We start from the raw sequence: 26,355 nt of genomic DNA on the forward strand, positions 1-26,355 counted from the left end.
GTTGAACCGGATGGCCTGCTGCGCCGGTTGGCAAAACTCTTGGGATTCTAGGTTTCGAGGAAGGGGACACCCTCTTCCTCGAAGGCTCTGCGCCTTTTCACACCTTGTGCATGAAAGATGCGATCGCCTCTGAGGCGAAAGCACCATTGTGAAGTGACGTGGCTAGAAGTGCGCCCTCGATGCCCATCGCGGCGAGCTGGTGAAGGTCGTTGGCATCCCGGATACCGCCGGCGGCGATGACCGATCGATTGCCGGCACGCCGCTTTATGTCAGCTAGCCGACTGAATTCCGGTCCGGCGTTCGCGCCTATGCTGCCGAGGGTCATCACGATGATATGCGACGGCCAGCTTTGGGCATCCGCGAGGATCGCCTCCGGACCTAGAAAGGCCTTAGCGCGAAAATCAAGGGATAGAATGATGCCGGGCATCTTGAGAAGCGCCGAATCGCGCTGGGACTCGGAACCAATGACGGGAACAATTCCCTTGAACGACAGTGCTTGTCCAACCTCTTCGCGTTCAGAAAACCCGGCATCAAGCCAGATGGCCGAGGGTGCGAGCGCGGCCTGTAGTTTCGACGCGAGGTGAAGTGGCCGATGGCGACCTTCTATTGCATCAAGATCGGCGACGTAGACAAGCGGAAACGGATAAAGCGAGGCGAGGCCCCGTGCGACATCGCCTATCTCGGCCGTCGGGCTCAGCGGGGTCTCGATCGGCCGATAATTGGCACGATCGCCAAGATGCGCCCGCACCACGCGGCCGTCTTTTATGTCGATTACCGGAATGATATGCACAGGGTCGAATCCACGTGATGAGAGTGCCATGAAACTGCGATTTGCCAACGAAAGAAAGCCCCTCGTAACCGGTTGGGATCTCGGCGGTGCGCATCTGAAACAGGCGAAATGCCTGGGCGGTGAGATCGTCTCCGCGCAGATCGTAAAGACCCCCCTATGGCTCGGCATCGACCAATTGCGCGCAGAGCTGCGTGAAATGGGGCCTTTGCGCGAAGCGGGCAACGTCAATGTCTTCACCATGACCGGCGAACTTTCCGACACCTTTGCGTCGCGCGACGCAGGGATCGCCGGACTGCTCGATCTTATTGAAGCCGAGTTCGGTAGCGATGAAACGCTCATCTATGCGGGCCGGGCGGGATTTTGCGATATCACGACGGCACGCGGGCTTGGAAGCGACATCGCTTCCGCAAATTGGCACGCAACGGCAAATTTGAGCGCCAAGCTCCTGGACAGCGGGCTTTTCGTCGATATGGGTTCGACGACCACCGACATCCTTGCCTTCAAGGCCGGCGAGCTCGCCAACGACGGCTATACCGACGCTGAGCGGCTTTTGACCGGGGAACTGGTCTACACCGGATTTGCCCGTTCGGCGCTCATCGGCATCGCGGCGCTGGTACCGGTGCAAGGCCGTATGACACCCCTGATGAACGAATACTTCGCAAACACCGCCGATCTCGGCCGTATTCTCGGCACGCTGGATGAAGACGACGACAAATATCCATCGGCCGATCGCCAGGCAAAGTCTGTCGCCGGCTCTATCGCGCGTCTCGCACGCATGGTCGGGCGCGACAGTGCCGATCTGGAATATGACGAGTGGGTGGATATCGCGCGTTGGTTCAGCGAGCATCAGCTGCGGATGATCCATGACGGCGCCTTCCGTGTAGTACGGCGCACAGACTCGGATTATGCGGCGCCTATCGTCGGCGCGGGCATTGGCCGGCCGCAGATCAAGCGTCTTGCAGCGCGGCTTGAACGCCCTTACCTCGATTTCGGATCGCTTATCCCGGCAACCGATGCTGCGCGCGATGATGCGAGCAAGGCGGCGCCGGCCGCCGCCGTCGCACTTCTGGGCTCAATGCATCTTAAAGGAACTGAACGCCCCGATCAGCCGTGATGATGCTCATGATGGATGGCATCCTTGCCTTTCGCATCGCGGGCATCGTGATGGTCTTTCACTCTTTGCATCAGCCAGGACCAGGCCTGCTGCTCGTCGGGGCCGGCCGTTTTCTCCATGGCGATCGATAGATATTTTATCTCGGCCTCGATCTTCTCCGGTGGCAGCATGTGCAATCGGCTGACGAGAATCGCGAGTTCGAGGATGGCTGCCTTGGCGCGGTTGAGCCCAGTAAACGGAGCGTGCGTCTCTTCCGACACGACCTCGCAAAGATGCTGGGGTCGCAGGCCGTCATCATTGACCGTAACAACCTTCAGAACCGAGTGGCTGAGCGCGGATTGGAGGCGGGGGACTTTGCAACCCTTGACGGCGACAGTGGGCCAGTCCTTGCGCCCCGTCAGGCATCCGGCAAAAACCAGCATATCGTCCGTGTAGTTGGCGATCGCATAGGGCACCGAAGCGAGGTTTTCCAGCGTCTTTGACGGTCGAAACGGCGCAATGATCCATTTGTCGTCCTGCTGGATGATGCCGAGCGGCGCGATATGCACCGCGCCTTGATTGTCCACGGTCGTTACGATCGTTTCCCTGATGTAGGTCATGGCGCCGCATCCTTTTTTGTCCGCAACGTATGTCCGGCCTCGGCCAGCCTCGTACGGTCCTCTTGTTTCGCGGGCGCGGCAGCGCCCCAGGCGAGCGGCTCGTCCTGCGCATAACGCTTGCCGAGCTTCCAGGCGATTTCCGCTTTCGTCAGTTCCGCGCCGAGATAGAAGGCGTGAGCCCCATCAGCCTCAACGCCGAGACCAGGGAAAAGTTCGAATACGTCCTGTGCCGTCCCGTGGCCCTTGCCGTTGAAAATATGGACGCCGTCAGGCGCGGTCATGATGCGGAAATTTGCATCGCGTACGTCAGTGGCAAGCGTCTCGATATCCTGAATGCTGTGCGGATAGGGTTTGCGATCATGCACCTGCAACAGTCCGGCATCGTAACCGCGCGGCAAGGCGTGATCTTCCTTCGCAGCGAACATGATGCGGCGGGCGCGGTCATGCTCCTCAACGGTGCGCACCGTGTGCGGGCTGACATTGACGACGAGCACATTCTGGATCGAGAGTTCGGAACAAAGTCCGGCGAGGACTGCCGTAACTCCTGAAGAGTCGGCGTCGGTAAGTTCGGTGAGATTGCCTGTGCCCATCATCATGGGAATGTCTGGCCAGCGTTTCCGCGCTTCGATGAAACGGGCAATCGAGGCCGCAAACCCGAAATGAATGGGGTCGAGGACCGGATCGGCGATGAAGGATATACCGGCCGTCTGCGCCGCTGAAATCGCACGGCCGAGTGAATCGAGATCGCCGGCAGCCGCGGGGATGAGGATGGGCGTCGTGCGATATTTTTCGGCAAGCCAAATGGTATCTTCGGTCAGGCTGAGCAAGTAATCCGCGCCAGCTGCGGCCCCCTCCTCCAGCTCCTTGATATTGGCGGAATCAACGCTGACCTTGAGGCCCATTGCCTTCAGGCTGCGAACGGCCTCGGCGAGATGCGGAAACGGCGTTTCCGGCAGGCAACCCAGATCGATTACATCGGCGCCAGCGGCGCTGAGCGTCGTCGCGCGCTGCACCAGCGCCTCGATGCCCAACGCCGATGCGTCGACGATCTCGGCAAAAATCCTCATGTCATGGCGCGAAAGGTCGACGGGCTTACCGGCCCTCCCAAGGAAGGCGGGAAGGTCGGCCACCTCATCCGGACCGCGCACGAAAGCCACACCGAACCTGTCGCTAAGCCGCGCAAGATCACCACGGTAGCGCCCAGGCAGGATCACCCGGTCTGCAGCGAGCGGCGGCTTCAATCGGCGCGAAATAATCTCCTCGGTCATCAAGGCCGCGACCTTCACGCCGATATCGACGATCTCATAGGAAAAAGTCGTTTCCCCGAGGTCCGCGAGAACCCGCTCCAGCCGCGACCGCGCCAGGTGCCCGGTCAGGAACAGCAGGCGCTCAGCCATCGCTGGCGATCTCATTTTGCCGCTGCGCGATGAGCCCCTGCAGTTCGGAAAGTGATTCCACGACTTTGGTGCGGGGATAGGCCTTCAGGCGCTCGGTGTTTTCCAGGTCGATGGGCCGGGGATAGACCTTGACCATGCCGCCCGGGGCCATGGTTTCAAGTTCCGGCGCGGTGTCGCAGGCGAAGACAATCGACGGCACACGGCACTTGCCGGCCTGCGCGTAGACATTGGTGGGCAAGGAATCCGATATGCCAGCCACGCATTTCGCCACCGTATTCGAGGTAGCCGGTGCAATCACTGCCGTATGATAAACGCCGTGGTAGAACCCTCCGATCGGAATGGAACTGGCCGTCTTGTCGTGGAGAACACGCATCGTATCGGGAAAATCGAGCTTCAGGCCATACATGCGCAAGACCTCATTCGCCGCTTTGGATACGAATATATCGCAGTGTTCGAGCGTACGGATCAACTCGAAGCTTTCGATGAAGAAATGGCCCGAGCCGGTAAGGGCCCAGGCCCAGCGCGGCGTATGGAGTTGTGTCATTGAGCACCCATGTCTTCAGCAATACTGCAACGCATGATCGGGTGTCCGGGGATCGTTGCCAAGGGTAATTTCAACGCGTCGAGCGTCTGCGGACCGGCAATATGAAGATCAATGTCGGGGGCAAGCATCTTGTCCAGCATCGGATCGACAATAGCGGCGTGAGCAAGGGCGGAAAGCGATGCGCAATGCAGGTATTCGTCCGTTTGTTTGATGAGAAGCAGCGCTTTGGCACCAAGTTTTTCTGCGAGCCAAGCGCTCAGCGAATCGGACGTTACATTCCAAGAGCGCTCGACATCGGCTGCGTCGATCGTCATGGTCGAAGGCAGCCAGACGGGAACATGTCCCGCCACCAGCACTTCGCCTATCTCACCCACAGTTCGGGCAAGGCGAAGCCTGTCATGGCGCTCGGCAAGCATCATGCCGAACTGATCCATGGCGAGGATCGCCATGGCGTGAGCAGCGTCATCCGAAATACCGAACCGCTTTTGCGCAAGACGCACCTGGTCCGCAAAGGGACCACCGCCGGGGACGACTACGAGCAGAAAGGTGGAAGTCGCGAGAGCGTCGATCCAGTGCTGCATTTCCGCCTTTCCCGCCGTGCTCCCACCGAGCTTCACGACAAGCGGTTTCATGAGGAGGCGCCGCCCTTCCTGCCTCCATGCACATGCACCTGCTCGGCCTTGCCCTGTCTCGACTTGGCCGAATTTCGCATGTCGTTCTTGCGCTCGATCTCGACGCCGACACCGCCTGGCCCGAGTTCCAGTTTCTCCGCCCGGACGACAACGCGGGTCACGCGTGGATTTTCCAGTACAAGCGCCGCCACCTGTTCGGCCAATGTCTCGGCGAGCTCGACATGGCCCTGCGCAACGATCGCCCGGATGCCGTCCATTATAAGGTCATAGGAAACGACATGGCGCATGTCCTCGGGATTGCGGGTCACGCGGAGCACATCCGCAGTAACATCGAAGCGAACCTTCTGGCTCTTGCCGTGTTCGAAACTATAGGCACCAATCTGCACGGGAACGACGAAATCCCTGACGAAGATCTTGTCGGTCCCGAGGCCGGCTTCTGCGGAATCGGGAAAGTAGGCGCGGGCGGCGAGCAGTTTGTAGTCGACACCCGGAGGCGCGCGCAGCCCTTCCGTTTCCGGAATAAGGCCACGTATCTTCGCAGTCGCCTGCGCGTCAACAGGCGAATTACGGCTGAGCCCCGCGCACAGCGCCCCGCGAAATCCGAGAAAATCGGGCTTGAAGGCAAGGAGCCGGGGAACGTCCGGCGCCTCGAGCGATCCCGCTACGCCGCACATCAGTTCGTGCGAATGGCACTCCTTGATGAAATGGCCGATCTGGTCCGGCGTCATGTGGTCGAGCAGCCGGCCCGAAGCCTTGTCCGCAGTATCGATCATCACGCCATGAAACCCTGCAGCGGCCAACTTCTCGACAAGGTTTTCATCATATTCCGCCACATGATCCGCGAAGAGAACGGCAATCAATTTTCCGTGCGTTGCGAGCGGCTTCAGCACCTCGATGCAGGCATCGAGCTGCGCGTTCGGGAAGAACCCAACCTTGAGATAATCGATCCCGGTCGCCGCAATTTCCTCGACCTTGCTGCGGATCGTGTCCGGGTGCATCGGCAGATCGCCACAGGCAGCGCTGAGCGGTCGGCGCCCGGCAATATAGTCCTTTACTTCCAATAGCTTGGATAGTTCCACCGCGCCCAGGGCACCGTTTGCCGGATCCTTCAGATCGATGATATCGGCGCCGTTCAGAAATACGATTTCCGCTTCCTGGCGATCCCTTACGCTGGCCAGCATCTGCGTCATTGGCGCGCTCCCGACAGAATGCACATCGCATCAACCAACGCGCGAGAAAAGCTGACACGGTGGGTTGAGATTTCGGCTGGCTTGTTTAAAAACACTCTGGGCACCTCTGTTCTTAAGCGACCGTCATGACGCGAATGGCGGCAAAACGGAATGGTATGGATTATGAAGAGTATGGTGCCAAACACTCTCGTGTTTTTATTCGGCTTTTTTTTGCTCTTCGTCAACGTCCCTTCCCTAAACGCACAAGCTACACAACCCGACAAATCTGCACAACCAACGGTTGATGTACGCATCGGTTATCTGCGCGCCTACGAGCCGCAACTTGCGCTCTCCGTACTCGATATTCCGCCGCGCGACGAGGGCGTGGCCGGCGCGAACGTTGCCATTAACGACAACAATACGACCGGCAAGTTTCTCGGCCAATCCTTTATTCTCGATGTAACGGAAGCCAAGCCGCAGGCTGACATTGTGCCCGTTTTCAAGGAAATGCTGGCGCGGGGCGATCGTTTTATCCTCGCCGACATTTCAGCCAAGCAACTGCTTTCGATCGCCGATCTTGCCAAGGAAAATGGCGCGATCCTCTTCAATGTCGGGGCCACCGACGATTCCTTGCGCGAAGAGGAATGCCGTTCGAATGTGTTCCATACGGCGCCCACCCGCTCGATGCTGGCTGACGGCCTTGCTCAATATCTTGTCTGGAAGCAATGGCCCAAATGGGTGCTGCTTTATGGCTCCCATGACGGCGACAAGCTTTACGCCGATGCGATCAGGCGCGCCGCAACACGCTTTGGCGCGACTATCGTCGAAGAACGGCTTTACGAGGACAAGGGCACCGCACGCCGCACTGACACAGGCGTCATCCAGGTTCAAAAGCAGATGCCGGTTTTCACCCAGAACCTGCCCGAGCATGACGTCGTGATCGTTGCCGACGAAAGTGAGGTCTTCGGCAGCTATGTGCCCTATCGGACCTGGACGCCGCGTCCGGTTGCAGGCACGGCGGGGCTTGTGGCTTCGAGCTGGCATCCCGCCAGCGAACAATGGGGCGGCTCGCAAATCCAGAACCGTTTCGCCAAGGCGACTGGTCGCCGTATGCTATCAAAGGACATGCAGGCATGGACTGCGGTTCGCATTGTCGGCGAGGCGGTCACACGCACGAAAGGCAATGATCCGAAGCAGGTCGAGGACTACATCAAGTCGGACGGTTTCTCGATTGCCGCGTTCAAGGGCCAGAAGCTGACCTTCCGCAATTGGAACTGGCAATTGCGGCAACCTGTTCTGATCGGCGATGGCCACGGGGTGGTGTCGACTTCGCCGCAGGAGGGCTTCCTGCATCAATTCTCCGAGCTGGATACGCTCGGCGTCGACAGGCCGGAGACCAAGTGTAAACTGAACTAGAAATACTGGGAGGACTGAATGCGACGGACCTTACGCCTGCTCGCCGCGACTGCGGCTCTGCCATTCCTTGCGGGCCCAAGCCTTGCGAATATGGTCTACGTCTCGAACGAGAAAGACAACACGGTCACCGTCGTCGATTCGAAATCAATGGAAGTCGTCAAGACGCTCGAAGTCGGACAGAGGCCGCGCGGAATTACCATCTCGCAGGACGGTAAATTCGTCTACGTCTGCGCCAGCGACGACGATACGGTGGAGATCATCGATACCGCCTCGGGCGAGATCGTAGGCTCGCTTCCATCCGGTCCTGATCCCGAACTCTTCGTGCTCTCGCCGGACGGCAAGAAGCTCTACATTGCCAATGAAGACGACAATCTCGTCACTGTCATCGATATCGAGAGCAAGAATGTCATCGCCGAGATACCGGTCGGGGTTGAGCCGGAAGGCATGGGTGTCAGCCCTGACGGCAAGACCATCGTCAACACGTCGGAAACGACCAACATGGCGCATTTCATCAATACCGACACTCACGAAATCACCGATAATGTCCTTGTCGACTCCCGCCCGCGCTTTGCCCAGTTCAAACCTGACGGCTCCGAGGTCTGGGTGTCAGCCGAAGTCGGCGGCACCGTGTCGGTTATCGACAACGCCAAGCGCGAAGTGACCCACAAGATCACGTTCGAGATCCAGGGGCTGCGGTCGGAACAGATTCAGCCCGTCGGCATTCGCATCACCGCTGACGGCAAGAAAGCCTATGTCGCTCTCGGACCGGCCAACCGCGTCGCGGTCGTCAATGCCGAGACCTACGAGGTGGAGAAATACATCCTCGTTGGGCAACGCGTATGGCAGCTCGCCTTCACACCGGATGGCAAGAGCATCATCAGCACCAACGGGCTTTCAAATGACATCACCTTCATCGATACGGCCACGGACGAGCCGATAAAGTCCGTTACCGTCGGGCAACTGCCCTGGGGTGTCGTGGTGGCGCCGAACTGACCAATGAATGACGAATATCAAGGAGGAAAAGTATGAGAAATTTCAAGACGGTCGCCCTCGCGACACTCCTGAGCATTGTGGCCGCCCAAACGGCATTTGCACAGGCCGATGACGACGACGACGATCAGGCAGCACCGAAGCCGAAAGCCGAAGCACAGACCAAGGCACCGGCGGTCACGCGTGCGAGCAAGAACCTCCCGGAACTCATTCTTGGCTCCAAGACCGACGACTTCGCCGTCAATCAGAAGGATTTCGAGCTTGTCGCCGGACAAGGCTACCGCTGGAAGATCACCTCGGCCGCCGGTTTCGAATACAAGTTCTTTACCGACCTTTTCCGCAATGTCTGGATGAACCAGATCGTCATCAACGAGCTCGAGGTGCACATGAACGGGGCGCCCGCCTGGCTCGAATTCGATTCACCCGGCACGATCAATGTTCAATTCACCGCGGTTCGCCCGGGCGAATACACGTGGTCGGTTCCCGACCTTGCCGATAAGGGAATGAAGGGTAAGATTACCGTCAAATAAAGGATACCGCATACGGTACCAGGGTGGAGCTCAATGGGTACAAATGCCGGACTGAGAAGTATCGAAGGCAGGACTTTGCCGGAAGCAAACGTTCCGGCATTGCAGTTGACTTCGGTGAGTTACGCCTATGGCAAACGGCAAGCGCTGGATGACATATCATTCTCGATTGCGCCCGGACGTTTTGCCGTTCTTTTGGGTTTGAATGGAGCGGGCAAGACGACGCTGTTCTCATTGATCAGCCACCTCTTTGCCACGCGGCAAGGTAATATTCATGTCTTCGGGCACGATATAAACCGCAAGTCCGGCGACGCGCTACGGCGCCTGGGAATTGTTTTCCAGGCGCGAACGCTTGATCTCGACCTCTCCGTACACCAGAACCTCGCCTACCACGCCTCGCTCCACGGCATCGGGTCGCGGCAGGCAAACCAGCGCATCAATGAGCTCTTGATGTCGATAGACATGAGCGACCGCCTGCACGAGAAGGCCCGCAGCCTTTCCGGTGGGCAGATTCGCCGCGTCGAAATCATACGCGCGCTTTTGCACCAACCGTCGCTGCTGCTGCTCGACGAAGCCACGGTCGGGCTCGACATCAAGTCGCGCGCAACGATCCTCTCCGATATCCGCAAGCTCGTCCAGAACGAGGGCATCAGCGTGCTCTGGGCGACCCATCTCATCGATGAGGTCAGCCATGCCGACCAGGTGATCGTGCTCGATAGGGGCAAGCTCGTCGCCAATGGCCCCGTGCACGACGTCATCAAACGCGCGGGCGCCGAGACGATCAACGAAGCATTTTCGCGGCTTACGGGCATCGTGGCGTTAACCCCGGGGCAGAAACCATGACGGACATTGCCGGCAACGTACCACTTCCCCGGTCCTCGGCGCGCAAACGCTTCGGCCTGATGCAATATCTTGTCTGCCTCAAGGGCATTCTTATCCGTGAGGGCCTCCGCTACCTCAACCAGCGCGAGCGGTTCATTTCCTCGCTGGTTAGGCCTCTGCTTTGGCTCTTCATCTTTGCAGCCGGCTTTCGCCAGGTCCTCGGCGTCTCGATCATCCCGCCCTATCAGACCTATGTGCTCTATGAGGTCTATATCACTCCAGGCCTATGCGGCATGATCCTCTTGTTCAGCGGCATGCAATCATCCTTGTCCATGGTCTATGACCGCGAGATGGGAAACATGCGCACGCTCCTCGTCAGCCCATTCCCGCGCTGGTTCCTGCTGGTTGCGAAGCTCTTGGCCGGTGTCGCCGTTTCGATCACCCAGGTCTATGCCTTCCTTTTCATCGCATGGTTCTGGGGTGTCAAAGCGCCGCCCATTGGCTATCTCCTGACCCTTCCTGCCCTTTTCCTTGCCGGCATGATGCTCGGCGCGCTTGGCATGCTGCTCTCTTCGGTGGTGAAGCAGCTCGAAAACTTCGCCGGGATCATGAACTTCGTGATCTTCCCGATGTATTTCGCCTCGTCGGCGCTCTACCCGCTGTGGCGCGTGCAGGAGGCAAGCCCGCTCCTTTACAAAATCTGCCAGCTCAATCCGTTTACCTATGCCGTGGAATTGATCCGGTTTGCCTTCTATGGTCAGGTCGAATGGACCTCGCTCGTCGTCGTCTGCGGCTTTACGCTTGCCTTCATGACAGGCGCTATCATTGCCTACGACCCCTCGAGGGGTCTGACCATTCGCAAGCAGGAGGGAGGAAATACGTGAAACAAGCGCGCGCTATCGCCCTGATTTCGGCAAAGCTTCTTCCCTTTTTTGCTACGCTTCCCGCTTATGCGGCGGCGAGCAACGATCCGGATTGGCCCTGCATCCAGCGCAGAGTCCCGGAGATTTCAGTCGGGCAGGTCTGGAACGGACCGCAAATCCCCGAAACTGCCGGCGACTGGGGCAACGATCCCAAGATCGATGATCTGGTCAGCGAGATTGCTGCCCGCCGCAACCCGCTCGAGGCGGCACAGAAACAGATAACGGAATTTGCCGCCGGGCTTCCGAAAGACCAGGCCAACGACAAGCTTTTTCAGGTTTTTCAGGGGGTCTTCGACACGCTCAGCCGCGAGCGCCAACAGGTGATGACCGGTATTTCACGCTACGCCGTGCGCCAGCGTGACATGGCGGACGACCTGCGCAAGGAAGCCGCCCTTGTCGATGCCATGCGCGCCAAGCCCGATGCGGATCCGGAAGAACTGGACCGGCAGGACGAGCGTCTGAAATGGGAAACACGCATTTTCGACGAGCGCGTCCAATCCCTGACCTATGTCTGTGAGGTTCCGACGATCATCGAGCAGCGCCTCTACGGTTTGGCGAAGACGATCAGCCAGTCGCTGGTCAAGCCGTAGGCTCTGTAACCCGCCCGATCCGCCGATAGGTGAATGTTTCGGCGCCATTCGCCGAAGTCCTGGTTCCGGCCGCTTCGTTGATGAGCGCGCCCATGCGCGCGTGCAGCGGGGACTTGATGCAGGCTGGATCGGTGGCGGCGGGATCGCCGGCAATGGCCAGCGCCTGGCAGCGGCAGCCCCCCCAATCAATCTCGCGCCGCTCGCAGCTCCGGCACGGCTCCTGCATCCAATCGGTACCACGAAAAGCATTGAACGCTGAGGATTCATGCCAGATGCGGCTTAGGGTCCAATCGCCGAAGCGTTCGAAATTAAGGGTTTTGATGGTAGCGGCGGCGTGGCAGGGAAGCACAGTGCCATCAGGCGCCACCATGAATGCGTCGCGCGCCCATCCGCCCATGCAGGGCTTCGGATAGATGGCAAAGTAGTCGGGCGTGACAAAATCGATGGTCATGATGCCCCGCAACCGTTCCTGCGCCGCCTCGACCACTTCGACCTGTCGTTCGACGGCTTCCCGCTCTGGCATCAGCGCATTGCGGTTAAGCAAGGCCCAGCCCGCATATTGCACATTGGCGATTTCGAGCCGCTCGGCACCGAGTGAGAGCGCGAGATCGATGAAGTCGGGCACCTCTTCCATATTGTGCCGATGGATGGGCGCATTGATGGTCAGCGGCAGGCCGGCGGCGCGAATGCGTCGCGCTGTTTCCAGTTTCTTTTCGTGTGCGCCGCGCGCATTGCCGATCTTTTCCGTCGTCGCTGCAAACGCTCCCTGGAAACTCAGCTGGACGTGATCAAGTCCCGCTTCAGCAAAGGACTCGATACGGCCTTCAACAATGCCGACACCCGCTGTGATAAGGTTCGTATAGACGCCGCGCCGCGCAAGGCACGCGATGAGGTCAACGAGGTCAGTGCGCAAGGTCGGCTCGCCGCCCGAAAGATGCACCTGCAGCACACCGAGATCGGCCGCCTGTTCGAAAAGCGCGACCCAGCCTTGCGTGTCCATCTCGCGATTGGCCTTGAGCAATTCAACGGGGTTGGAACAATAGGCGCATTGCAGCGGGCAGCGATGCGTCAATTCCGCCAGCATGCCGATCGGGGGTAGGACAGGTTCCGTCATAACGTCACCAGAAATTTGTCGGACCATTCCTGCAGAAAGCCGGTCACATCCGGCGCAATTTCAGCTTCGTCCGCTCCGTATTGATCGCCAAGCGAGGCAATCATTTCAGCCACGGTCTGCCGCCCATCGCATAGACGCAAGATATCAAGACTGACCTCATTGGGCCAGAATACGCGCTCGGGCGACAGGAGGGCCCATGCTTCACGCACTCTATCATATTGCAGACGGACATGCCGCTTCAGGATCGGTTTCGATTGCATCGACACGAGCGAACGGGCACGGGCGGTTTCGATCATGTTCTCTCCGGATCGAAGGCGCCTGGCGGAACGTGGCCCGCTTCGCCATAGGCATGCGCCAGCGCATCGAGCATCGCCCAAAGGACGTCGCACTTGAAAACCAGCGCATCGATAACCGCCTGCTGCTTCTCGGCCGTGTCTGCATGTTTCATGACATAGGCAAGGGCAAAGTCGGAATCGCGCGATGCCTGGGTCGGACGTTTGTCGAAATAGGCCAGAATCTCCGGCGTAACATAATCGTATTTCGCCAGCATCGCCGGAACGCGCTCGCCGATTATGACCGGCGAGAAGAGTTCGGTGAGCGACGAAGCCACCGCTTCGAGCAGCGTGCGGTTGGTGCAGAACGAGAGATAGGCGCCGACGGCAAAGTGCGTCGCGGGCAGCGCCAGCCTCTCGCTTTTGACGGCGTCAGCGTCGAGGCCCAGCCCCGTCGCGAGTTTCAGCCACCGGGCAATTCCGCCGTTCCAACCGTCACTTCCGTCATGGTCTTCGATCCGCTTGCGCCACTCGGCACGAAATTCCGGATCCTCGGCGCGTGCGATGATCATGGCATCCTTGCGAGGAATCACCGACTGATAACAGTAGCGATTGAGCGCCCAGGCCTGCATCTGTGCTTTTGTCAGCGCTCCACTGGTCATCTGGTGATGATAGGGATGGCGATTGTGGTAGCGGACCGCGCCCACTTCGTGCAGAACGTTCTCTAGTTTCGCCGGCGAAAGGCCGCTTCCCGCCGCATTGCTGAAATCGCTCAAAGCCTTACCTCCATGCCGTCATGGGCGACTTCCCATCCCGCCTCCTCGACCGCGGCGCGCTCCGCCGATGCTTCATCCAGGATCGGGTTGGTATTGTTGATGTGGACATAGATCCGCCGCTTGACCCCGAGATTGCTCAGCGCGTCGATCGAACCGGAGGGCCCTGAAATGTGCACATGGCCCATCCGCGCGCCGGTCTTGGAGCCGACGCCTGCCGTGATCATCTCGTCATTGGTGAACAACGTTCCGTCAAAGAGCAGGCAATCGGCATTCGACAGGCGGCGCTTCAGATTGGCGTCCACGGCGGCACAGCCCGGAACGTAAAATGCCGCGTGCGGCGTCTGCGACGACGAGATACGAAGGCCGATCGTGTCGCCCGTCTCGGTGCCGAAACCCTGCGCGGCCAAACTAGGGTCTTCGAGAAACAGCGCCACTTTGCCTGGGACTGCAAATGCCTCGACGACGAGACCGGTGGGCGTGCCGCTGGCGTCAGCGATTCTTGTCGGCTCATCGAGCAGAAGCTCGCGCCGCTTGACGATCGCGGGATCGAGCACGTTAAAGATGGAATTGCTTGCGAGAACTTCCAGGATCCGCTTCGAGGCGTAGATCGCAAATGGCTCGCGTTCGCGCAGGCTGAGAAGCCCGGCAATATGGTCGACGTCGGCGTTGGTCAGAACGACCGCGCGGATTGGTGTAGACCGCAACGGGCCTGCAGAAGCAGGTTGGAGCTCGGGTGTCGCGGCAATCTGCTCACGGATATCCGGAGACGCATTAAACACCACCCAATCCGTACCGTTTGCACTGGCAATGAGGCTGGACTGGGTTCGGGGGCGAAGATTGATATCGCCGCTCCGGGCACCCCGGCTCAATCGATAGTTGCAATTCCATTGCGGAAACCCGCCACCTGCCGCTGAACCAATTATCTTCAAACGCATTGCAGGCACGCATCCTCATAGCCGAATGACGAGGCATCGCCCGTGCTTCAGCTTACGATTGAACCAGAAGGCCGCCCCACGCTCGATATGTGCGTGGGGCGAGAGGTATGTGGCTTATTTCTTGGCCTTCAGTTCCGCTGGCAGGTAACGCGAAAGTTCCATGCCGGCAGCAACTTGGCACATGACTGGCTTTGTCCAGGTTTTCTTCATGCTTTCCTCCTTCTCATATCAAAGATCATTCCCGATCTTTCTCCAGCATCATACGCCACAATGGCGCAGGATTGAAATCAATAGGGTTCATTTCTTTGTGTGGCCTGCTTGGCAGCGGTCCAGCCGTCGGTGCCGAGGGGAAACCAGATCACCGAAGTGTATCCCCATTCGACGGCCCTTTTGGCTGCATTCCACGACATCCAGCAGTTCTCCATACAGTAGAAAATCACGTTCTTGTTCACGTCATCATCCAGTCGAGATTTGAGGCCCTTGCGAAAATAGGCCTCGGTCTCCTTGTTGATGACCCCGTATCCGACATTGGGTAGCCAGATGCTTCCCGGAATGTCCTCTCGAATCTTTTCCTTCCAGATCGTGCCAGCCGGCAATTCCGCTGGCTTCGGATCATGGGGAAGAACATCTACGAAAACAGCGTCCTTGCTCTTCCAAAGTTCGACCGCCTCGTCGGTCGTGATCACCTTTGCACCCTCCAGCGTCGCCGGCGTCGGCGCCCTGTAGGATTCGGTCCTGTAACCGTCGGGCTCGGGAACCGTTTCTGCGGCAAGTGCAAAACCTGTCCCCGCCACTATCAGAACGGCTGCCGCCACAAGCCGGTTCCACTGCAATTTCAAGCGTCCTCCGTCATCCTATTGCGTCACCGGCTTATTGTTCTCATCGATCAACGGAACCTGGTAATCGAGCAGGATTTTGTTGATCTCCGCCTGGTTTTCCCTGATCACCTTGTTCAGCGTCCGTTTCCACTCCTGGTCGGACGGGCGCACGCCCATGGTGATGCGGAACGCCATGTGGCCCGACTTTTCGTTCAGGAGCGGCACGAAGGCGAGATCGGGATCGATCTGCTTGGCATAGTAGCCGGCCATTGGCCCCCACAGGATGGCGACATCAATGACACCGCTCTTCAGTTCCTTGATCATGACTTCGGCCATGGACGGGGCGAGGCGCGTATCGACCATCAGCGGATACGGATGGACGTTGCGCATATAGCCCGCCTTGGCGAGATTTACCGATGGCGGCGTACCGGCAACCACCCCGATCTTCTTGTTGGCAAGCTTCGGATCCTCGATGCTATCCACGCCATCAAGCCCGGCGCCCTTCTTGTAGACCAGAACGTAGGTCGATCGATAATAGGCGTTGGTGTTCTGGACGAGTTCATCGCCCTGGGCGTAACCCATGATGATATCGCAGCGATGCGCCCGCAACGTGTTGCGCACGAAACCTGTTGCCATCGGATACCAGGTATAGGCGACCGACTTTCGGCCGGTCTTCGCCGCAACGAGTTCCGCGAGCTTGTTCTCAAAACCCTTGCCGCTCTCGTCGGAGAACGGCATGTCGGAGGGATCGGCGCAAACCCGCAACACGTCTGGATCGACAAGTTCACCGGCCGCACCGAGTCCCGCCCCCTGCGCCAACGCCGTAGAGGGCGACGCCAGGAATGCCGCCATCGATAATGCGGCGATCCATTGCGGAAGAGAGCGCAGGCGCAGCTTCATATCAACCACCCATGCAGGATGTTTCCTGCTCCTTGGCCGCATCGGGTTTGTTTTCGTGCTTTGCCGGGCGACCGCGCGGCAAGTCGCCGACAGCGCGCGCACGCAGATAGACATAAAGATCGTCCATGTAGCAGTAGACGTTCTTGTTATCGCCGAAGGCCGGCATGACCTTCTCATTGCCACCACTGAGATTTTTGCGCCCGCCGGCAACGATCGCCATGAAATCTGCGTAGTTGATGGACTTCAGCGAAGTGGCGAGGGCCGGGGCAAAGGACGAACCAGCGCCATCAGCGCCGTGGCAGACGTGGCACTCGGAGTTGAACCGCCGGTAGCCGCTATAGGTGTACCAGTCGACTGTGCCATCTTCCTGTATCTTGTATGTGGGATTTCCCTCTTTGTCGGCATATTTGCCGTTGGCGTCGGATGCGACTGCAGCGGTCGCTGCGTCGTCGGCGTAAGTGCTGCCCTGGCTCGCCAGAAGGGCGAGACCGGCAGCGACGGCAAGCAATGTCTTTCGAATGGGCATCCGGAGTCCTCTTTCCAATCCGCGGTCAGCATCTCACGATACAGGCCCACGGTTGTTATTGATCAATGTTTCGGCATTTGAGACACGAAGGGCCCGGCCTGGAAGGACCGGGCCCTATTGTTCAGAGCCTGCCTGCGCACGCTCGCAATGTGTCCGACATCGTTCCTGTCATTCAGGAACGGTGAATACGGTCAGCTGACCACCCAACGTCGTGTAGTCGGCCAAACCGGCATAACCGCCGACGGCGCCGAGACCTGCAGTTCCGACTGACTTGGTTTCGTCGCCCTGGGCCCTGCCCTGATCGACTGCGCCATGCCATGCAGCTGCATTCTTGGCTTCAAGCAGACCGGCTGCGAGACCGATACCTGCCCAGCCACCAACACCGGACAGAACGGCAACATATTGTTTGCCCTTATGTTCGTAGGTGGTGACATTGCCGATGATCCCGGAAGGTGTCTTGAACTTGTAGAGTTCCTTACCGTTCTTATCGACCGCCTTGAGGTAGCCTTCGAGTGTGCCGTAGAAGACGACGTCGCCATCCGTGGCAAGGGCGCCGGACCAAACTGAGAACTGCTCGGGAATGGACCAGACGATTTCACCCTTGGCAGCATCCCAGGCAATGAAATTGCCCATGCCGCCGTGGCTGTTGGGAGCCGGATACATGGAAACCGTGGCGCCTACATAAGGCTGACCCGCGGTGTAGCTGACCTTGTAGGGCTCGTAGTCCATGCAGACATGGTTTGTCGGAACGTAGAAGAGCTTGGTCTTCGGCGAATAGGCCGCAGGTTGCTGATCTTTCGTACCGAGAGCGGCCGGGCAGATACCGGTGGTATTCGTATCCTCACCCTGAGCCTGGGTCGAATACTTGTCTACGACCTTTGGACGGCCATAGGTCTTGCTGCTCTTGTCCATATCGACTTCAGTCGCCCAATTGACAGCCGGATCATATTTCTTTGCGACCAGAAGCTCACCGGTTGCACGATCCATCGTATAGGCGAAGCCGTTGCGATCGAAATGCACGAGCACATCGCGATCCTTGCCGTCGATCTTTATGCCATCGGCCAAGATCATTTCATTGACGCCGTCATAGTCCCACTCATCGTGTGGGGTCATCTGATAGAGCCATTTTGCCATGCCGGTGTCGGCATCGCGGGCCATGATGGTCATGGACCATTTGTTGTCGCCCGGGCGCTGGTTAGGATTCCAGGTCGATGGGTTGCCCGTGCCGTAATAGATCAGGTTCAGCTTCGGATCGTATGAGTACCAGCCCCATGTCGTCCCGCCGCCGATCTTCCATTGATCGCCTTCCCAGGTATTCGTTCCAGAATCAGGTCCGACTGGCTTGCCGAGCGCGGTCGTCTTTTGCGGATCGATCAAGGTCTCCTTGTCGGATCCCATAGAATAGGCCCGCCAGGCCTGCTTGCCGTCCTTGATATTATAAGCTGTCAGGTGACCGCGGACGCCGAATTCACCGCCGGAAACACCGACGAGAACCTTGTCCTTGATGACAACCGGCGCAGATGTGCCGGATTCACCCTTGCTGCCGTCAGCTGCTTCACCATTCTTAACAGACCAGGCAACGGCGCCGGTCTTGGCGTCGAGAGCAACGAGGGTCGTGTCAGCCTGGTAGAGGAAAATCTTGCCGTCGCCATAGGCAACGCCGCGATTGACCGTATCGCAGCACATGATCGGAATGACGTTCGGATCCTGCCTTGGCTCGTACCGCCACAGGATTCTGCCGTCATTGTTGAGATCGAGCGCATAGACCGTGTTCGGGTAAGGAGCATGGACATACATAACATCGCCAACTACGAGCGGACCGCCTTCATGGCCGCGCAGTACACCGGTCGAGAACGTCCAGGCGACTTGGAGGTTCTTGACGTTGTCCTTGGTGATCTTCTTCAGTTTCGAGTATCGGGTATTGGCGTAATCGCCCGTCTGCATAGCCCAGTTCTTGGCATCCGAAGACAGGGTCTGAAGATCATCATTGGCAAATGCTCCTCCCACCAACGAGAGCGTCATGGCTGTGGTAGCGAGTGCAATGCCAATGAAGTGTCTGTGTACACGCATTCTGAGTCCTCCCTAAGTTCACTTTAATGAACCATCGGGCGGCGCCATCTCACAGGACGACTCCGCTCCATCAGCTCACGCAAATGGGAAGTATTTCCGGCAGCGTGTCACGACCTAAGCCAGGCGAGCAGAGGGCACCGTTACTGCCCACCCCGCTTGGCCTACGAAGACTGTCACCACTCCCTTGACGGTAACGTCCTTGAAGCCGGAAACAAACCGACGATAGGAGAAACAAATGCATTAAGCAAGCAGGATTATCAATTTATATTTGCTGCATTGCAATACACTTCTATTGCACTGCAGTAACTCGCCTATTCTATTTATATATTCTCTTTTTTGAGGCTGTCACACAATTTGATACTTAAAACCGGCGTAAATGTTTGCAGATCGTTGTTATCTTTTGCTATCTACTTGGAAAATGTATATTTCCACACCACGAAAGCGAGAAATGCCATGGCCGCGTTCAAAGTTGCCAAATTCGCCATGTTAGCAGTTGCAACATCTGGCATCAGTTTGCCGGCAAATGCTGCGTCAGACTACCCCACGGCGACGGTCGCGGAGTATGTTTATGCCTGCATGAAATCCAATGGCGAAAACCGGGATATGCTGCAGCGCTGCTCGTGTTCCATCGACGTTATTGCCTCGGTCGTGACCTATCCTCACTACGAGGCGGCCGAGACCTTCAAGCAGATGGGATTGGTGCCTGGCGAGAACGGCGCACTGTTCCGTGAGAGTGCGCCGGCCAAGGCTGCAAACGCCGAATTGAAACGGGCGCAGGCAGAGGCTGACGTGCGCTGCTTCTGATCCTCAAAGGGTAGATGACTGGATCGGCCACTCGTTCTGGAACTTCTTGCCTTTCGTATCCGCGGCATCGACCTTGATGTCTTCGTCAGGTTTCGCGTTGAAGTCGAAGCGGAAATTCGGATCCTCCGAGATCGATATGCCGCCAACCATGGACATGATCAAGCGATCGCCTTGGGTGATCGTCAGCCCATCGATGAAATGCGGCGGAATGTAATAGCGCGTGACCTGATCCATCTGCAGCCCGGAATTGTTAGGGTGCCGGATCATCAGCTGCATCTCCGTGGCGCGTGTCATCGGCTCGGTGCCCGCAGCCGTCGACGGAAAAACCTTGAGCTTCATCTGGCCGAGGGAAGCCAGGGCTTCGTCCTGGTTCTTCATTGCCGGAGCCGAACAGCCGCCCGAAGCCTTTACGAAGGTCTCGGTCATGTGCAACTTGCCGTCCTCGGTCTCAGCAATCGCCCGGATATAAGAGTAGGCGTTGACGCGCAAACGTGTGGCGAGATGGGTGACGCCGGCATCCTTGCCGAATTGAAAGACCGCGGCGACGGGCGACGGGTTTTCATCGACGATAAGGGTAACGGCTTTCAGCCTGCCTGAAGCGGCGTCGGTCTTGAAACGCAGATCGACAGGAACGATCGCCGCATCTTCCGCGCGTTTCGGTGCCTCGATACTGATAATGCCGTCGGCTGGCTCGATCGGCTTCGCGCCGAACACGTCGCCCTTGAGGCTGTTCCAGGTCGTCGGTTCCGGCCCGGAAGCGCTTTGCGCCATGGCGCTGGGCGTCAATCCACCAAGGAATGCCAACGACAACACTATCGCAAAACGGCTGCGCCGATTTGTGAAATCAAAAGTCATGCTTTGCCTCCACCAAGTTTTGGCGGTGCCCGGCCAATCCTCATTATACCACCACGCCGAAGTGTCTGGCAAACAACACCGTCATTCCCATTCGAGTTCGGCGAAGGCTGCGGTCGCATTGCGTTCATTGTAGTCGTCAAAGAGATGCCAATTATCTCTTTCGCTTTGGCCCGCAGTCGTGACGGCCTTCGCCATTGGCACCCCATCGGCAATTGCCTTGCGGATGTCCGCGGCAAGCACGTCGAAATAGCGACGCTCGGCCTCGAGCGCCTGCGGCCAGTTCGCCGGAACCTCGCCGTGGCCCGGGACGGCACGTTGGGCCTTGATGGATGCCAAGGCGCCGAGTTGGGCTATCCAGCCGCGCAAGGATCCGTCCATCGTCGGCAGGTGCCCGAGAAAGCAAAGGTCGCCGGTAAAAAACGTTTCGGTTTGTTGATCGAAAACCGTCAGGTCGTTGTCCGTATGGGCAGGTTTCCACGCCTTGAGCGTCAGTTTGCGCCCGCCAAGGTCGATCTCATCGACATCGGTCACAAGTTGTGTCGGCGGCATGATCCTGATGTCTGCCATCAGCGCAGCGCCCATCGCATCGCGATAGCTCTGCAGATAGAATTCGCCGCGTGCCGCAAGGGCTCGGGGCAGGTTATGGTGCCCGACAATTGTCGCGCCGGTCTCGGCGAAGGCGGCATTGCCGAAGATGTGATCCGGATGCATGTGGGTATTGATCAGGTAGCGGATCGGCTTGTCGGTCACGGCGCGGATCGCGGCGACGAGTTCCCTTCCCTCGGCCGTGCTTCCCCCGCTATCGATGACCGCAACACTCTCGTTGCCAAGGATGAAGCCAAGATTGCAGATCTTTCCCTCGTTGGCGGCAAGCATGAGGGCGGGAATACCCCTGAAGGCGAAAACGCCGGGGGCAATCTCGCTGACCGTTAGCGATGACTGCGCCCTTGCGAAGCCGGAATGCATCATGCCGCAACAGGCGAAGAGCATCCCTGTCTTGATGATGCTTCGCCGGGTTGGCGACCGAATCATGGTTCAGTCCTTATGCCAGCAAATTTCTCCCGGAATGATCGCAGCAGATCGGCATTCACCTGTTCGTTGCGATAATTGCGCGGCAGCCGGATATCGAACGTGCCAAGGACGTGTGTCGGCCTGTCCGACAGGACGACAATGCGGTCGGAAAGCATGATCGCCTCCTGCAGATTGTGCGTGACCATCAAGGCCGTGGTGGGGCGGTCCGACCAGACGCCAAGCAAGAGATGCCGCAATTGCTGGGCGGTCGAGGCATCGAGGGAAACAAACGGTTCATCGAGGAGGAGAATATCGGGCTCGATAGCCAATGCCCGGGCGATTGCTGCGCGGCGTGCAAGGCCGAGTGAAAGCTCCGAAGGGTAGAAGCCGCGCATCTTGGCGAGGCCAAGACTTGCGAAAAGCTGATCCAGGCTGGTGTCGCGGAGGTGCGTCGGAAGCGCAAGCCGAACGTTCTGTTCCACGGTCCGCCAGGGCAAAAGCAGTGGCTCCTGAAATACTGCGGCCATGCGCGCCTGCACCTTTCCAGGCAGTTGGACGGAGCCGCGAAACTCCCGGTCGAGCCCGAGCAGGATGCGCAGCATTGTCGTCTTGCCGCATCCGGACGGTCCTAGCACGCAGGCAAATTCATTCTCCCCAACCTCGAAATTGAGGTCGCGCAACACCTCGATCGTTCCGCCGTCCGAGGTGCGGAACGATTTCTCTTCGATGTTGACCTTAAGCCGCGCGGCGGCGCCAGCGAGTTGATGAGCGTTCAAGGGGCTGTACCAGGAGGAGTTCGATGAAAAGCATGACCGCCACGAAGGCAAGCGCATAGGCCAGGATCGCCGCGACGTCGAAAAGTTGGAAGAAGAGGTTGATCTCGAAACCGACACCGTTCGACCGGCCGAGCAGTTCGACTACGAGCACGATCTTCCAGATCAGGGCAATGCCCGAGCGCGACGCTGCGGCGATGTAAGGCTGCAATTGCGGCAGGAGGATATGGCGAAGCCGATCGAGGGGGCCAAATCGATAGACGGCTGCCATCTCGGCATAGCGCGGATCAAGCGCGCGCGTGCCCTCGCGCATGGTGACTATGACATTCGGGATCTTGTTGACGGCCACGGCGCCGATCGCTGCGACCTCGTTTAGGCCGAACCAGATATAGGCGAGGACGATGACGACAAGCGCCGGAATGTTGAGAAACAGTATGAGCCACGGGTTGAAGAATTGGTCGGCGCGCCGAAAACTGCCGAGGAAAACACCGATGACCGAGCCTATGACCATTGCGAGGACGAACGATGCCGCGACGCGCCAAAGCGTCATGCCTAGATGGTAAGGCAAATCACCGCTCGCCGTTTCGCGAAGGAAAGTCTGGAAGACCGGCAACGGGCCCGGTAGGGAGCGGCTCGGCCATGTGATTGCAGCGAAATGCCAGGCGGCCAAAAGGACGGCAAACGACAGTGCGATCATGATCGGCGAGGTCAGTTTGCTGCGATCTGCCGGTGCCCTTCCCCGTTGCATGCGGTCTGATTCAGCGCTTGCCAGCCCCATTCATTCGTCTCCCCAGAATGTGCCTGCCGCCAGCGTTTTGGCCGGGCCTACCAGCCTCGGCCCACCGAGTTCGGCAAGCACAGAATAGAGCTTCGTGGCATCCGCCTGCTGTTCCTCGATCGTATCGTCGGGGATTCCCTCCCGGTAGCGATCACGCAAAACGTCTAGTTCCCGGCCTTCGGCCCTCACGACGGGGGCGAGGCGCCGCCAATCCTCGTCCGAGGTTGCCAGCAATGCCTTGGCGTCGCGGCTGGCCGCAATGAAGCCGGCAACGGCCTGCGGATGCGCTTTCGCCCATTTTTCATGAAAGATGTAACCGATGGCCGAAGTGGTGCCGGACGCGCCAAGCGCTTTCGCGGCATCATTCGCACTCAGCAGGCGGCGGAAACCGTTTGCCTCGAGCCGCGCGCAGAAATTCCAGAAGTTCAGGACCGCATCGAGCTCGCCTTGCATCGCCTTTTCGGCCAGCAAGGGCGGCGCGCCGTAGATAATCTCGTTTTCAGCAGCAAGATCGAGCGCGTACTGCTGCTTCGCCAGACCCTGGATCAGCAACCAGCTCTTGTCCAGGGGTCCACCGGCCACCCCGAGCTTCTTGCCCTTGAGGTCTCCAAGGCTTTTAATGGGCGATTGTGCTGGCACCATGATGGCGCCGACCGAACTTGAGTATGGGACGAATGTCAGGTCCTCGCCGGACGATCGCTGGCGCGATGCCCATAACCAGTCGCTGACGATGATATCCACGTCGCCGGCCATCATCGCCACGTTGGTGGCATCTTCGCCAGCAAAGAACCGGATATCGAGATCGATACCGTGCTTCTCATCGAGTTTATGAAACTTGATCGTATCAAGTTCCCAATTCACCGTGCCGAACTTGAGAACCCCGATCCGTACCATTTCGGCAGCCAAGGCGCGGGTGATGCCCGCTTCGTAAACCAGAAGCAGAATTGCCAGACTGAAAAATGCCCGTATGCATACGCGAATCACGACGCTCTCCTCACAGCGAGCGTTCATCTGTCGGATAATCACACTTCCAGCGGACTACCTTCTGCTTGGGATGGAGCTCCGACCATTTCGCTATCTCGGCAGGCGCAAGAAACATGCAGTTCAGCTGGCCACCACGGTCTTCGAAATGCAGCCGCTCCTCTCGACAACTCGAGGGATTCGATGCAAGGCATATTGTCAGGACGAGATCGATCACATTCATTATCGGCACCTCCCGCCTTCTGCCGAGGTCTTCCTACGCTCAGCCGCACGTCCGGCGCGAGAAAGACTCAGTCACGCTGATCGGATTTCTCAAGGTGCCCGAATGAGAAATATTGCAACAGGTTACGGTTCCCGTATGCGAACGTCAATCACGGCGAGCATGGAAAAATCGGCCCGCAATTTCTCGGTGTAAGCGATTGACTTCTCAGGAACGGCGGGTAACTCTGGAAGAGTTCTAAATGGTGGACACCAATGCATGGAAATTGGTGCCAGTCTTCGTCCAGGGCACCCTTGGCGAAAATGAGGAAATGCCATGCAATACAAGAATGCCCTACTTATCGGTCTATCAATTGTTTCGTTGTCAGCTGTTGGAGCGCGGGCCCAGGAGGGTGATGCCACGGCAGGTGCAACGGTCTTCAAGAAATGCGCGGTATGTCATGTCGCCGACAGCGACAAGAACAAGGTCGGGCCCTCATTGTTCGGCCTGTTCGGCAGGACTGCCGGAACGCATCCTGGCTTCAGTTATTCGACTGCCATGGTCGAGGCGGGCAAGGGTGGTCTCGTCTGGGACCCGGCAAGCCTGAAAGACTACCTGCATGATCCAAAGGCCAAGGTCAAAGGCACCAAGATGGCCTTTGCCGGTCTGAAGGATGATACGGATATCGCCAATCTGGAAGCTTACCTGAAGCAGTATTCGAAGTAACCGCAATGCCGCCGCTGAACGCGGCGGCGTTCCCCCGCATTCATGCCGGTTCGCGCCATTTGATCGAGCAACCGATCGAAGCGACCTGTTCGCGCGGGCCCTGGCCTGAATTTGCTATCTGTTTCATGGCCTCGAAAAGATCGCGGCGAAGATCCATATCGCCTTCCTCCTTGCGCGATGCATCAAGGCGGCCGCGATATTGTAATTCCCCAGCAGAGTTGAACCCAAAAAAGTCTGGCGTACAGACCGCTCCATAGGCGCGTGCCACCGTTTGATCGGCGTCATGAAGATAGTGGAATGGAAAGTCATGCTCGCGGGTGAAGCGTTGCATGTTTTCGAAAGAGTCGGCCGGATATGCCGCCGCATCGTTGGCATTGACCGCCACGAAACCAATGCCGAAATCCTTGAGATCCCGGGCATCGCGCACGATGCGTTTGATAACCGCCTTGACGTAAGGACAATGGTTGCAAATGAAAGCCACAACCAGTCCCCTTCGACCGGCCTGCGCCAGGATCGAATGTGTCTCGCCATCGATACCGGTGAGCCGGGCGTCGATAGCCTTCCAGCCGAAATCGCATACGGGTGGGATCGCCGCCATGTTCTCGCCTCCGTTCAAGCCGCCCGCGCGTGCATTGCCGCGTCGGCAGCATTGCGGATTGCTGCGATATTGTCAGCATAGGTGAGCTTGCCATTGCCCTTGAATATCGCAGAACCCGCGACAAGCACATCGGCGCCCGCCGCCGCTACGAGTGGGGCGGTCTGCGGTGAGACACCGCCATCGATTTCAATATGGATCGGACGCCTGCCGATCATGGATTTGACCCTGCGCACCTTGTCGATGACCGAAGGAATGAAAGCCTGTCCGCCAAAACCCGGATTGACGGTCATGAGCAGGACGAGGTCGAGGCGGTCGAGGACATATTCTATGACGTTCTCCGGGGTGGAGGGGTTCAATGAGACACCGGCCTTCTTGCCAAGGTTGCGTATCGCCTGCAGCGAGCGATCAAGATGTGGTCCGGCTTCCGCATGAACCGTGATAATGTCGCAGCCGGCTTCGGCGAAGGCGGCAAGATAGGGATCGGCCGGAGCAATCATCAGATGGCAATCGAAGGTGGCTTTCGTCCGGTTGCGGATCGATTTGATGATCTGCGGACCAAAAGTGATATTGGGGACGAAATGCCCGTCCATGACATCGAGGTGCACCCAGTCCGCGCCGGCCGCAATGACATCCTCCACCTCTTCACCGAGCCTGGCAAAATCCGCCGAGAGCACGGACGGGGCGATGATGGTCTTCTGGCCTATCA

At 58.5% G+C, this 26,355-nt stretch carries 31 protein-coding genes; 9 read left to right on the forward strand and 22 right to left on the reverse strand.

Going from position 1 to position 26,355, the window contains the following annotated elements; translation table 11 throughout:
- Positions 1-97: 97 nt before the first annotated feature.
- Positions 98-820: a HisA/HisF-related TIM barrel protein gene (locus GF108_RS21365; protein WP_153670354.1), complete on the reverse strand. Its 723-nt coding sequence runs from the start codon at positions 818-820 to the stop codon at positions 98-100.
- Here GF108_RS21365 and GF108_RS21370 point away from each other — a divergent pair.
- Complete coding sequence (locus GF108_RS21370; protein WP_153670355.1) at positions 819-1,904, forward strand: hydantoinase/oxoprolinase family protein; 1,086 nt, start codon at positions 819-821, stop codon at positions 1,902-1,904. The genes GF108_RS21365 and GF108_RS21370 overlap by 2 nt on opposite strands.
- Here GF108_RS21370 and GF108_RS21375 read toward each other — a convergent pair.
- Genes GF108_RS21375 through GF108_RS21395 form a run of 5 tightly spaced genes read right to left on the reverse strand, consistent with a single transcriptional unit; the run spans position 1,895 to position 6,266 of the window.
- Positions 1,895-2,503: a DUF447 domain-containing protein gene (locus GF108_RS21375; RefSeq protein ID WP_153670356.1), complete on the reverse strand. Its 609-nt coding sequence runs from the start codon at positions 2,501-2,503 to the stop codon at positions 1,895-1,897. The genes GF108_RS21370 and GF108_RS21375 overlap by 10 nt on opposite strands.
- On the reverse strand, positions 2,500-3,900 hold the full coding sequence (locus GF108_RS21380) for a DUF6513 domain-containing protein (protein WP_153670357.1): 1,401 nt from the start codon (positions 3,898-3,900) through the stop codon (positions 2,500-2,502). The genes GF108_RS21375 and GF108_RS21380 overlap by 4 nt, the downstream gene beginning before the upstream one ends.
- On the reverse strand, positions 3,893-4,444 hold the full coding sequence (locus GF108_RS21385; RefSeq protein ID WP_027232881.1) for a flavoprotein: 552 nt from the start codon (positions 4,442-4,444) through the stop codon (positions 3,893-3,895). The genes GF108_RS21380 and GF108_RS21385 overlap by 8 nt, the downstream gene beginning before the upstream one ends.
- A complete protein-coding gene (locus GF108_RS21390; protein WP_153670358.1) occupies positions 4,441-5,076 on the reverse strand; it encodes a dihydroneopterin aldolase in 636 nt (211 codons plus the stop codon). Before GF108_RS21390 ends, GF108_RS21385 begins: the two co-directional genes overlap by 4 nt.
- Complete coding sequence (locus tag GF108_RS21395) at positions 5,073-6,266, reverse strand: (5-formylfuran-3-yl)methyl phosphate synthase (protein WP_153670359.1); 1,194 nt, start codon at positions 6,264-6,266, stop codon at positions 5,073-5,075. The genes GF108_RS21390 and GF108_RS21395 overlap by 4 nt, the downstream gene beginning before the upstream one ends.
- Before the next feature lie 162 nt (positions 6,267-6,428).
- Here GF108_RS21395 and GF108_RS21400 point away from each other — a divergent pair, with 162 nt between their 5' ends.
- The 6 genes from GF108_RS21400 to GF108_RS21425 are packed head-to-tail and all read left to right on the forward strand — an operon-like array spanning position 6,429 to position 11,513.
- Positions 6,429-7,661, forward strand: coding sequence for an ABC transporter substrate-binding protein (locus GF108_RS21400; RefSeq protein ID WP_370462270.1), 1,233 nt, complete (start codon positions 6,429-6,431; stop codon positions 7,659-7,661).
- An 18-nt stretch (positions 7,662-7,679) separates the two neighbouring features.
- Positions 7,680-8,654: a YVTN family beta-propeller repeat protein gene (locus GF108_RS21405; RefSeq protein ID WP_153670361.1), complete on the forward strand. Its 975-nt coding sequence runs from the start codon at positions 7,680-7,682 to the stop codon at positions 8,652-8,654.
- Positions 8,655-8,686: 32 nt separating this feature from the next.
- Positions 8,687-9,181 (forward strand): hypothetical protein, encoded by a 495-nt coding sequence (locus GF108_RS21410; RefSeq protein ID WP_153670362.1) that lies wholly within the window; start codon positions 8,687-8,689, stop codon positions 9,179-9,181.
- Positions 9,182-9,214: 33 nt separating this feature from the next.
- Positions 9,215-10,021 (forward strand): ABC transporter ATP-binding protein, encoded by an 807-nt coding sequence (locus tag GF108_RS21415; protein WP_153670363.1) that lies wholly within the window; start codon positions 9,215-9,217, stop codon positions 10,019-10,021.
- A gap of 59 nt (positions 10,022-10,080) precedes the next feature.
- Complete coding sequence (locus tag GF108_RS21420; protein WP_246664080.1) at positions 10,081-10,884, forward strand: ABC transporter permease; 804 nt, start codon at positions 10,081-10,083, stop codon at positions 10,882-10,884.
- Positions 10,881-11,513 (forward strand): hypothetical protein, encoded by a 633-nt coding sequence (locus GF108_RS21425; protein WP_370462271.1) that lies wholly within the window; start codon positions 10,881-10,883, stop codon positions 11,511-11,513. The genes GF108_RS21420 and GF108_RS21425 overlap by 4 nt, the downstream gene beginning before the upstream one ends.
- On the opposite strand, the gene pqqE is transcribed toward GF108_RS21425, so the two are convergent.
- The 9 genes from pqqE to GF108_RS21470 form a co-directional block, all read right to left on the reverse strand.
- Entirely contained in the window at positions 11,503-12,627 is a 1,125-nt protein-coding gene (gene pqqE / locus GF108_RS21430; protein ID WP_153670365.1) for a pyrroloquinoline quinone biosynthesis protein PqqE, read from the reverse strand. The two genes, GF108_RS21425 and pqqE, sit on opposite strands and share 11 nt — an antisense overlap.
- On the reverse strand, positions 12,624-12,923 hold the full coding sequence (gene pqqD / locus GF108_RS21435; RefSeq protein ID WP_027232890.1) for a pyrroloquinoline quinone biosynthesis peptide chaperone PqqD: 300 nt from the start codon (positions 12,921-12,923) through the stop codon (positions 12,624-12,626). The genes pqqE and pqqD overlap by 4 nt, the downstream gene beginning before the upstream one ends.
- Positions 12,920-13,675 (reverse strand): pyrroloquinoline-quinone synthase PqqC, encoded by a 756-nt coding sequence (gene pqqC / locus GF108_RS21440; protein ID WP_153670366.1) that lies wholly within the window; start codon positions 13,673-13,675, stop codon positions 12,920-12,922. Before pqqC ends, pqqD begins: the two co-directional genes overlap by 4 nt.
- Positions 13,672-14,610: a pyrroloquinoline quinone biosynthesis protein PqqB gene (gene pqqB / locus GF108_RS21445; RefSeq protein ID WP_153670367.1), complete on the reverse strand. Its 939-nt coding sequence runs from the start codon at positions 14,608-14,610 to the stop codon at positions 13,672-13,674. Before pqqB ends, pqqC begins: the two co-directional genes overlap by 4 nt.
- Before the next feature lie 114 nt (positions 14,611-14,724).
- Positions 14,725-14,820, reverse strand: a complete 96-nt coding sequence (locus GF108_RS21450) for a pyrroloquinoline quinone precursor peptide PqqA (RefSeq protein ID WP_113280421.1) — start codon at positions 14,818-14,820, stop codon at positions 14,725-14,727.
- A gap of 77 nt (positions 14,821-14,897) precedes the next feature.
- Entirely contained in the window at positions 14,898-15,449 is a 552-nt protein-coding gene (locus tag GF108_RS21455) for a PQQ-dependent catabolism-associated CXXCW motif protein (protein WP_370462272.1), read from the reverse strand.
- Between the two features lie 15 nt (positions 15,450-15,464).
- Positions 15,465-16,328, reverse strand: a complete 864-nt coding sequence (locus tag GF108_RS21460; protein WP_153670368.1) for a substrate-binding domain-containing protein — start codon at positions 16,326-16,328, stop codon at positions 15,465-15,467.
- 1 nt (position 16,329) lies between these two features.
- Positions 16,330-16,854, reverse strand: coding sequence for a c-type cytochrome, methanol metabolism-related (locus GF108_RS21465; RefSeq protein WP_051615263.1), 525 nt, complete (start codon positions 16,852-16,854; stop codon positions 16,330-16,332).
- A gap of 168 nt (positions 16,855-17,022) precedes the next feature.
- Positions 17,023-18,876, reverse strand: a complete 1,854-nt coding sequence (locus tag GF108_RS21470; RefSeq protein WP_162737164.1) for a methanol/ethanol family PQQ-dependent dehydrogenase — start codon at positions 18,874-18,876, stop codon at positions 17,023-17,025.
- Positions 18,877-19,377: 501 nt separating this feature from the next.
- Between GF108_RS21470 and GF108_RS21475 the strand changes: the two genes are divergently transcribed.
- Positions 19,378-19,728, forward strand: a complete 351-nt coding sequence (locus GF108_RS21475) for a hypothetical protein (protein WP_153670370.1) — start codon at positions 19,378-19,380, stop codon at positions 19,726-19,728.
- A 3-nt stretch (positions 19,729-19,731) separates the two neighbouring features.
- On the opposite strand, the gene GF108_RS21480 is transcribed toward GF108_RS21475, so the two are convergent.
- The 5 genes from GF108_RS21480 to GF108_RS21500 form a co-directional block, all read right to left on the reverse strand.
- Positions 19,732-20,583, reverse strand: coding sequence for a quinoprotein dehydrogenase-associated SoxYZ-like carrier (locus GF108_RS21480; RefSeq protein WP_153670371.1), 852 nt, complete (start codon positions 20,581-20,583; stop codon positions 19,732-19,734).
- Between the two features lie 81 nt (positions 20,584-20,664).
- Complete coding sequence (locus tag GF108_RS21485; RefSeq protein WP_153670372.1) at positions 20,665-21,615, reverse strand: quinoprotein relay system zinc metallohydrolase 2; 951 nt, start codon at positions 21,613-21,615, stop codon at positions 20,665-20,667.
- On the reverse strand, positions 21,612-22,370 hold the full coding sequence (locus GF108_RS21490) for an ABC transporter ATP-binding protein (protein WP_246664076.1): 759 nt from the start codon (positions 22,368-22,370) through the stop codon (positions 21,612-21,614). The genes GF108_RS21485 and GF108_RS21490 overlap by 4 nt, the downstream gene beginning before the upstream one ends.
- Positions 22,330-23,064 (reverse strand): ABC transporter permease, encoded by a 735-nt coding sequence (locus GF108_RS21495; RefSeq protein WP_172982707.1) that lies wholly within the window; start codon positions 23,062-23,064, stop codon positions 22,330-22,332. Before GF108_RS21495 ends, GF108_RS21490 begins: the two co-directional genes overlap by 41 nt.
- Positions 23,065-23,145: 81 nt before the next feature.
- Positions 23,146-24,129 (reverse strand): ABC transporter substrate-binding protein, encoded by a 984-nt coding sequence (locus tag GF108_RS21500; protein WP_370462273.1) that lies wholly within the window; start codon positions 24,127-24,129, stop codon positions 23,146-23,148.
- 532 nt (positions 24,130-24,661) lie between these two features.
- Here GF108_RS21500 and GF108_RS21505 point away from each other — a divergent pair.
- Entirely contained in the window at positions 24,662-25,051 is a 390-nt protein-coding gene (locus GF108_RS21505; RefSeq protein WP_153670376.1) for a cytochrome c family protein, read from the forward strand.
- Between the two features lie 40 nt (positions 25,052-25,091).
- Here GF108_RS21505 and GF108_RS21510 read toward each other — a convergent pair whose 3' ends face one another.
- Positions 25,092-25,649 (reverse strand): thioredoxin family protein, encoded by a 558-nt coding sequence (locus GF108_RS21510; protein WP_153670377.1) that lies wholly within the window; start codon positions 25,647-25,649, stop codon positions 25,092-25,094.
- A 14-nt stretch (positions 25,650-25,663) separates the two neighbouring features.
- The gene (rpe, locus tag GF108_RS21515; RefSeq protein WP_370462280.1) at positions 25,664-26,353 is read right to left on the reverse strand and encodes a ribulose-phosphate 3-epimerase; all 690 of its coding nucleotides are present in this window, start codon (positions 26,351-26,353) and stop codon (positions 25,664-25,666) included.
- Positions 26,354-26,355 lie beyond the last annotated feature (2 nt).

This window comes from Phyllobacterium sp. SYP-B3895 (assembly GCF_009647635.1).
GTDB classification, from domain to species: Bacteria; Pseudomonadota; Alphaproteobacteria; order Rhizobiales; family Rhizobiaceae; genus Phyllobacterium; species Phyllobacterium pellucidum.

What these genes read in the sequence shown, in the direction of transcription:
- GF108_RS21370 (WP_153670355.1), top strand. Translation starts at nt 819, where the DNA reads ATGAAACTGCGATTTGCCAACGAAAGAAAGCCCCTCGTAACCGGTTGG.
- GF108_RS21365 (WP_153670354.1), bottom strand. Translation starts at nt 820, where the DNA reads ATGGCACTCTCATCACGTGGATTCGACCCTGTGCATATCATTCCGGTA.
- GF108_RS21375 (WP_153670356.1), bottom strand. Translation starts at nt 2,503, where the DNA reads ATGACCTACATCAGGGAAACGATCGTAACGACCGTGGACAATCAAGGC.
- GF108_RS21380 (WP_153670357.1), bottom strand. Translation starts at nt 3,900, where the DNA reads ATGGCTGAGCGCCTGCTGTTCCTGACCGGGCACCTGGCGCGGTCGCGG.
- GF108_RS21385 (WP_027232881.1), bottom strand. Translation starts at nt 4,444, where the DNA reads ATGACACAACTCCATACGCCGCGCTGGGCCTGGGCCCTTACCGGCTCG.
- GF108_RS21390 (WP_153670358.1), bottom strand. Translation starts at nt 5,076, where the DNA reads ATGAAACCGCTTGTCGTGAAGCTCGGTGGGAGCACGGCGGGAAAGGCG.
- GF108_RS21395 (WP_153670359.1), bottom strand. Translation starts at nt 6,266, where the DNA reads ATGACGCAGATGCTGGCCAGCGTAAGGGATCGCCAGGAAGCGGAAATC.
- GF108_RS21400 (WP_370462270.1), top strand. Translation starts at nt 6,429, where the DNA reads ATGAAGAGTATGGTGCCAAACACTCTCGTGTTTTTATTCGGCTTTTTT.
- GF108_RS21405 (WP_153670361.1), top strand. Translation starts at nt 7,680, where the DNA reads ATGCGACGGACCTTACGCCTGCTCGCCGCGACTGCGGCTCTGCCATTC.
- GF108_RS21410 (WP_153670362.1), top strand. Translation starts at nt 8,687, where the DNA reads ATGAGAAATTTCAAGACGGTCGCCCTCGCGACACTCCTGAGCATTGTG.
- GF108_RS21415 (WP_153670363.1), top strand. Translation starts at nt 9,215, where the DNA reads ATGGGTACAAATGCCGGACTGAGAAGTATCGAAGGCAGGACTTTGCCG.
- GF108_RS21420 (WP_246664080.1), top strand. Translation starts at nt 10,081, where the DNA reads ATGCAATATCTTGTCTGCCTCAAGGGCATTCTTATCCGTGAGGGCCTC.
- pqqE (WP_153670365.1), bottom strand. Translation starts at nt 12,627, where the DNA reads ATGACGGAACCTGTCCTACCCCCGATCGGCATGCTGGCGGAATTGACG.
- pqqD (WP_027232890.1), bottom strand. Translation starts at nt 12,923, where the DNA reads ATGATCGAAACCGCCCGTGCCCGTTCGCTCGTGTCGATGCAATCGAAA.
- pqqB (WP_153670367.1), bottom strand. Translation starts at nt 14,610, where the DNA reads ATGCGTTTGAAGATAATTGGTTCAGCGGCAGGTGGCGGGTTTCCGCAA.
- GF108_RS21450 (WP_113280421.1), bottom strand. Translation starts at nt 14,820, where the DNA reads ATGAAGAAAACCTGGACAAAGCCAGTCATGTGCCAAGTTGCTGCCGGC.
- GF108_RS21460 (WP_153670368.1), bottom strand. Translation starts at nt 16,328, where the DNA reads ATGAAGCTGCGCCTGCGCTCTCTTCCGCAATGGATCGCCGCATTATCG.
- GF108_RS21465 (WP_051615263.1), bottom strand. Translation starts at nt 16,854, where the DNA reads ATGCCCATTCGAAAGACATTGCTTGCCGTCGCTGCCGGTCTCGCCCTT.
- GF108_RS21470 (WP_162737164.1), bottom strand. Translation starts at nt 18,876, where the DNA reads ATGACGCTCTCGTTGGTGGGAGGAGCATTTGCCAATGATGATCTTCAG.
- GF108_RS21475 (WP_153670370.1), top strand. Translation starts at nt 19,378, where the DNA reads ATGGCCGCGTTCAAAGTTGCCAAATTCGCCATGTTAGCAGTTGCAACA.
- GF108_RS21480 (WP_153670371.1), bottom strand. Translation starts at nt 20,583, where the DNA reads ATGACTTTTGATTTCACAAATCGGCGCAGCCGTTTTGCGATAGTGTTG.
- GF108_RS21485 (WP_153670372.1), bottom strand. Translation starts at nt 21,615, where the DNA reads ATGATTCGGTCGCCAACCCGGCGAAGCATCATCAAGACAGGGATGCTC.
- GF108_RS21495 (WP_172982707.1), bottom strand. Translation starts at nt 23,064, where the DNA reads ATGATCGCACTGTCGTTTGCCGTCCTTTTGGCCGCCTGGCATTTCGCT.
- GF108_RS21505 (WP_153670376.1), top strand. Translation starts at nt 24,662, where the DNA reads ATGCAATACAAGAATGCCCTACTTATCGGTCTATCAATTGTTTCGTTG.
- GF108_RS21510 (WP_153670377.1), bottom strand. Translation starts at nt 25,649, where the DNA reads ATGGCGGCGATCCCACCCGTATGCGATTTCGGCTGGAAGGCTATCGAC.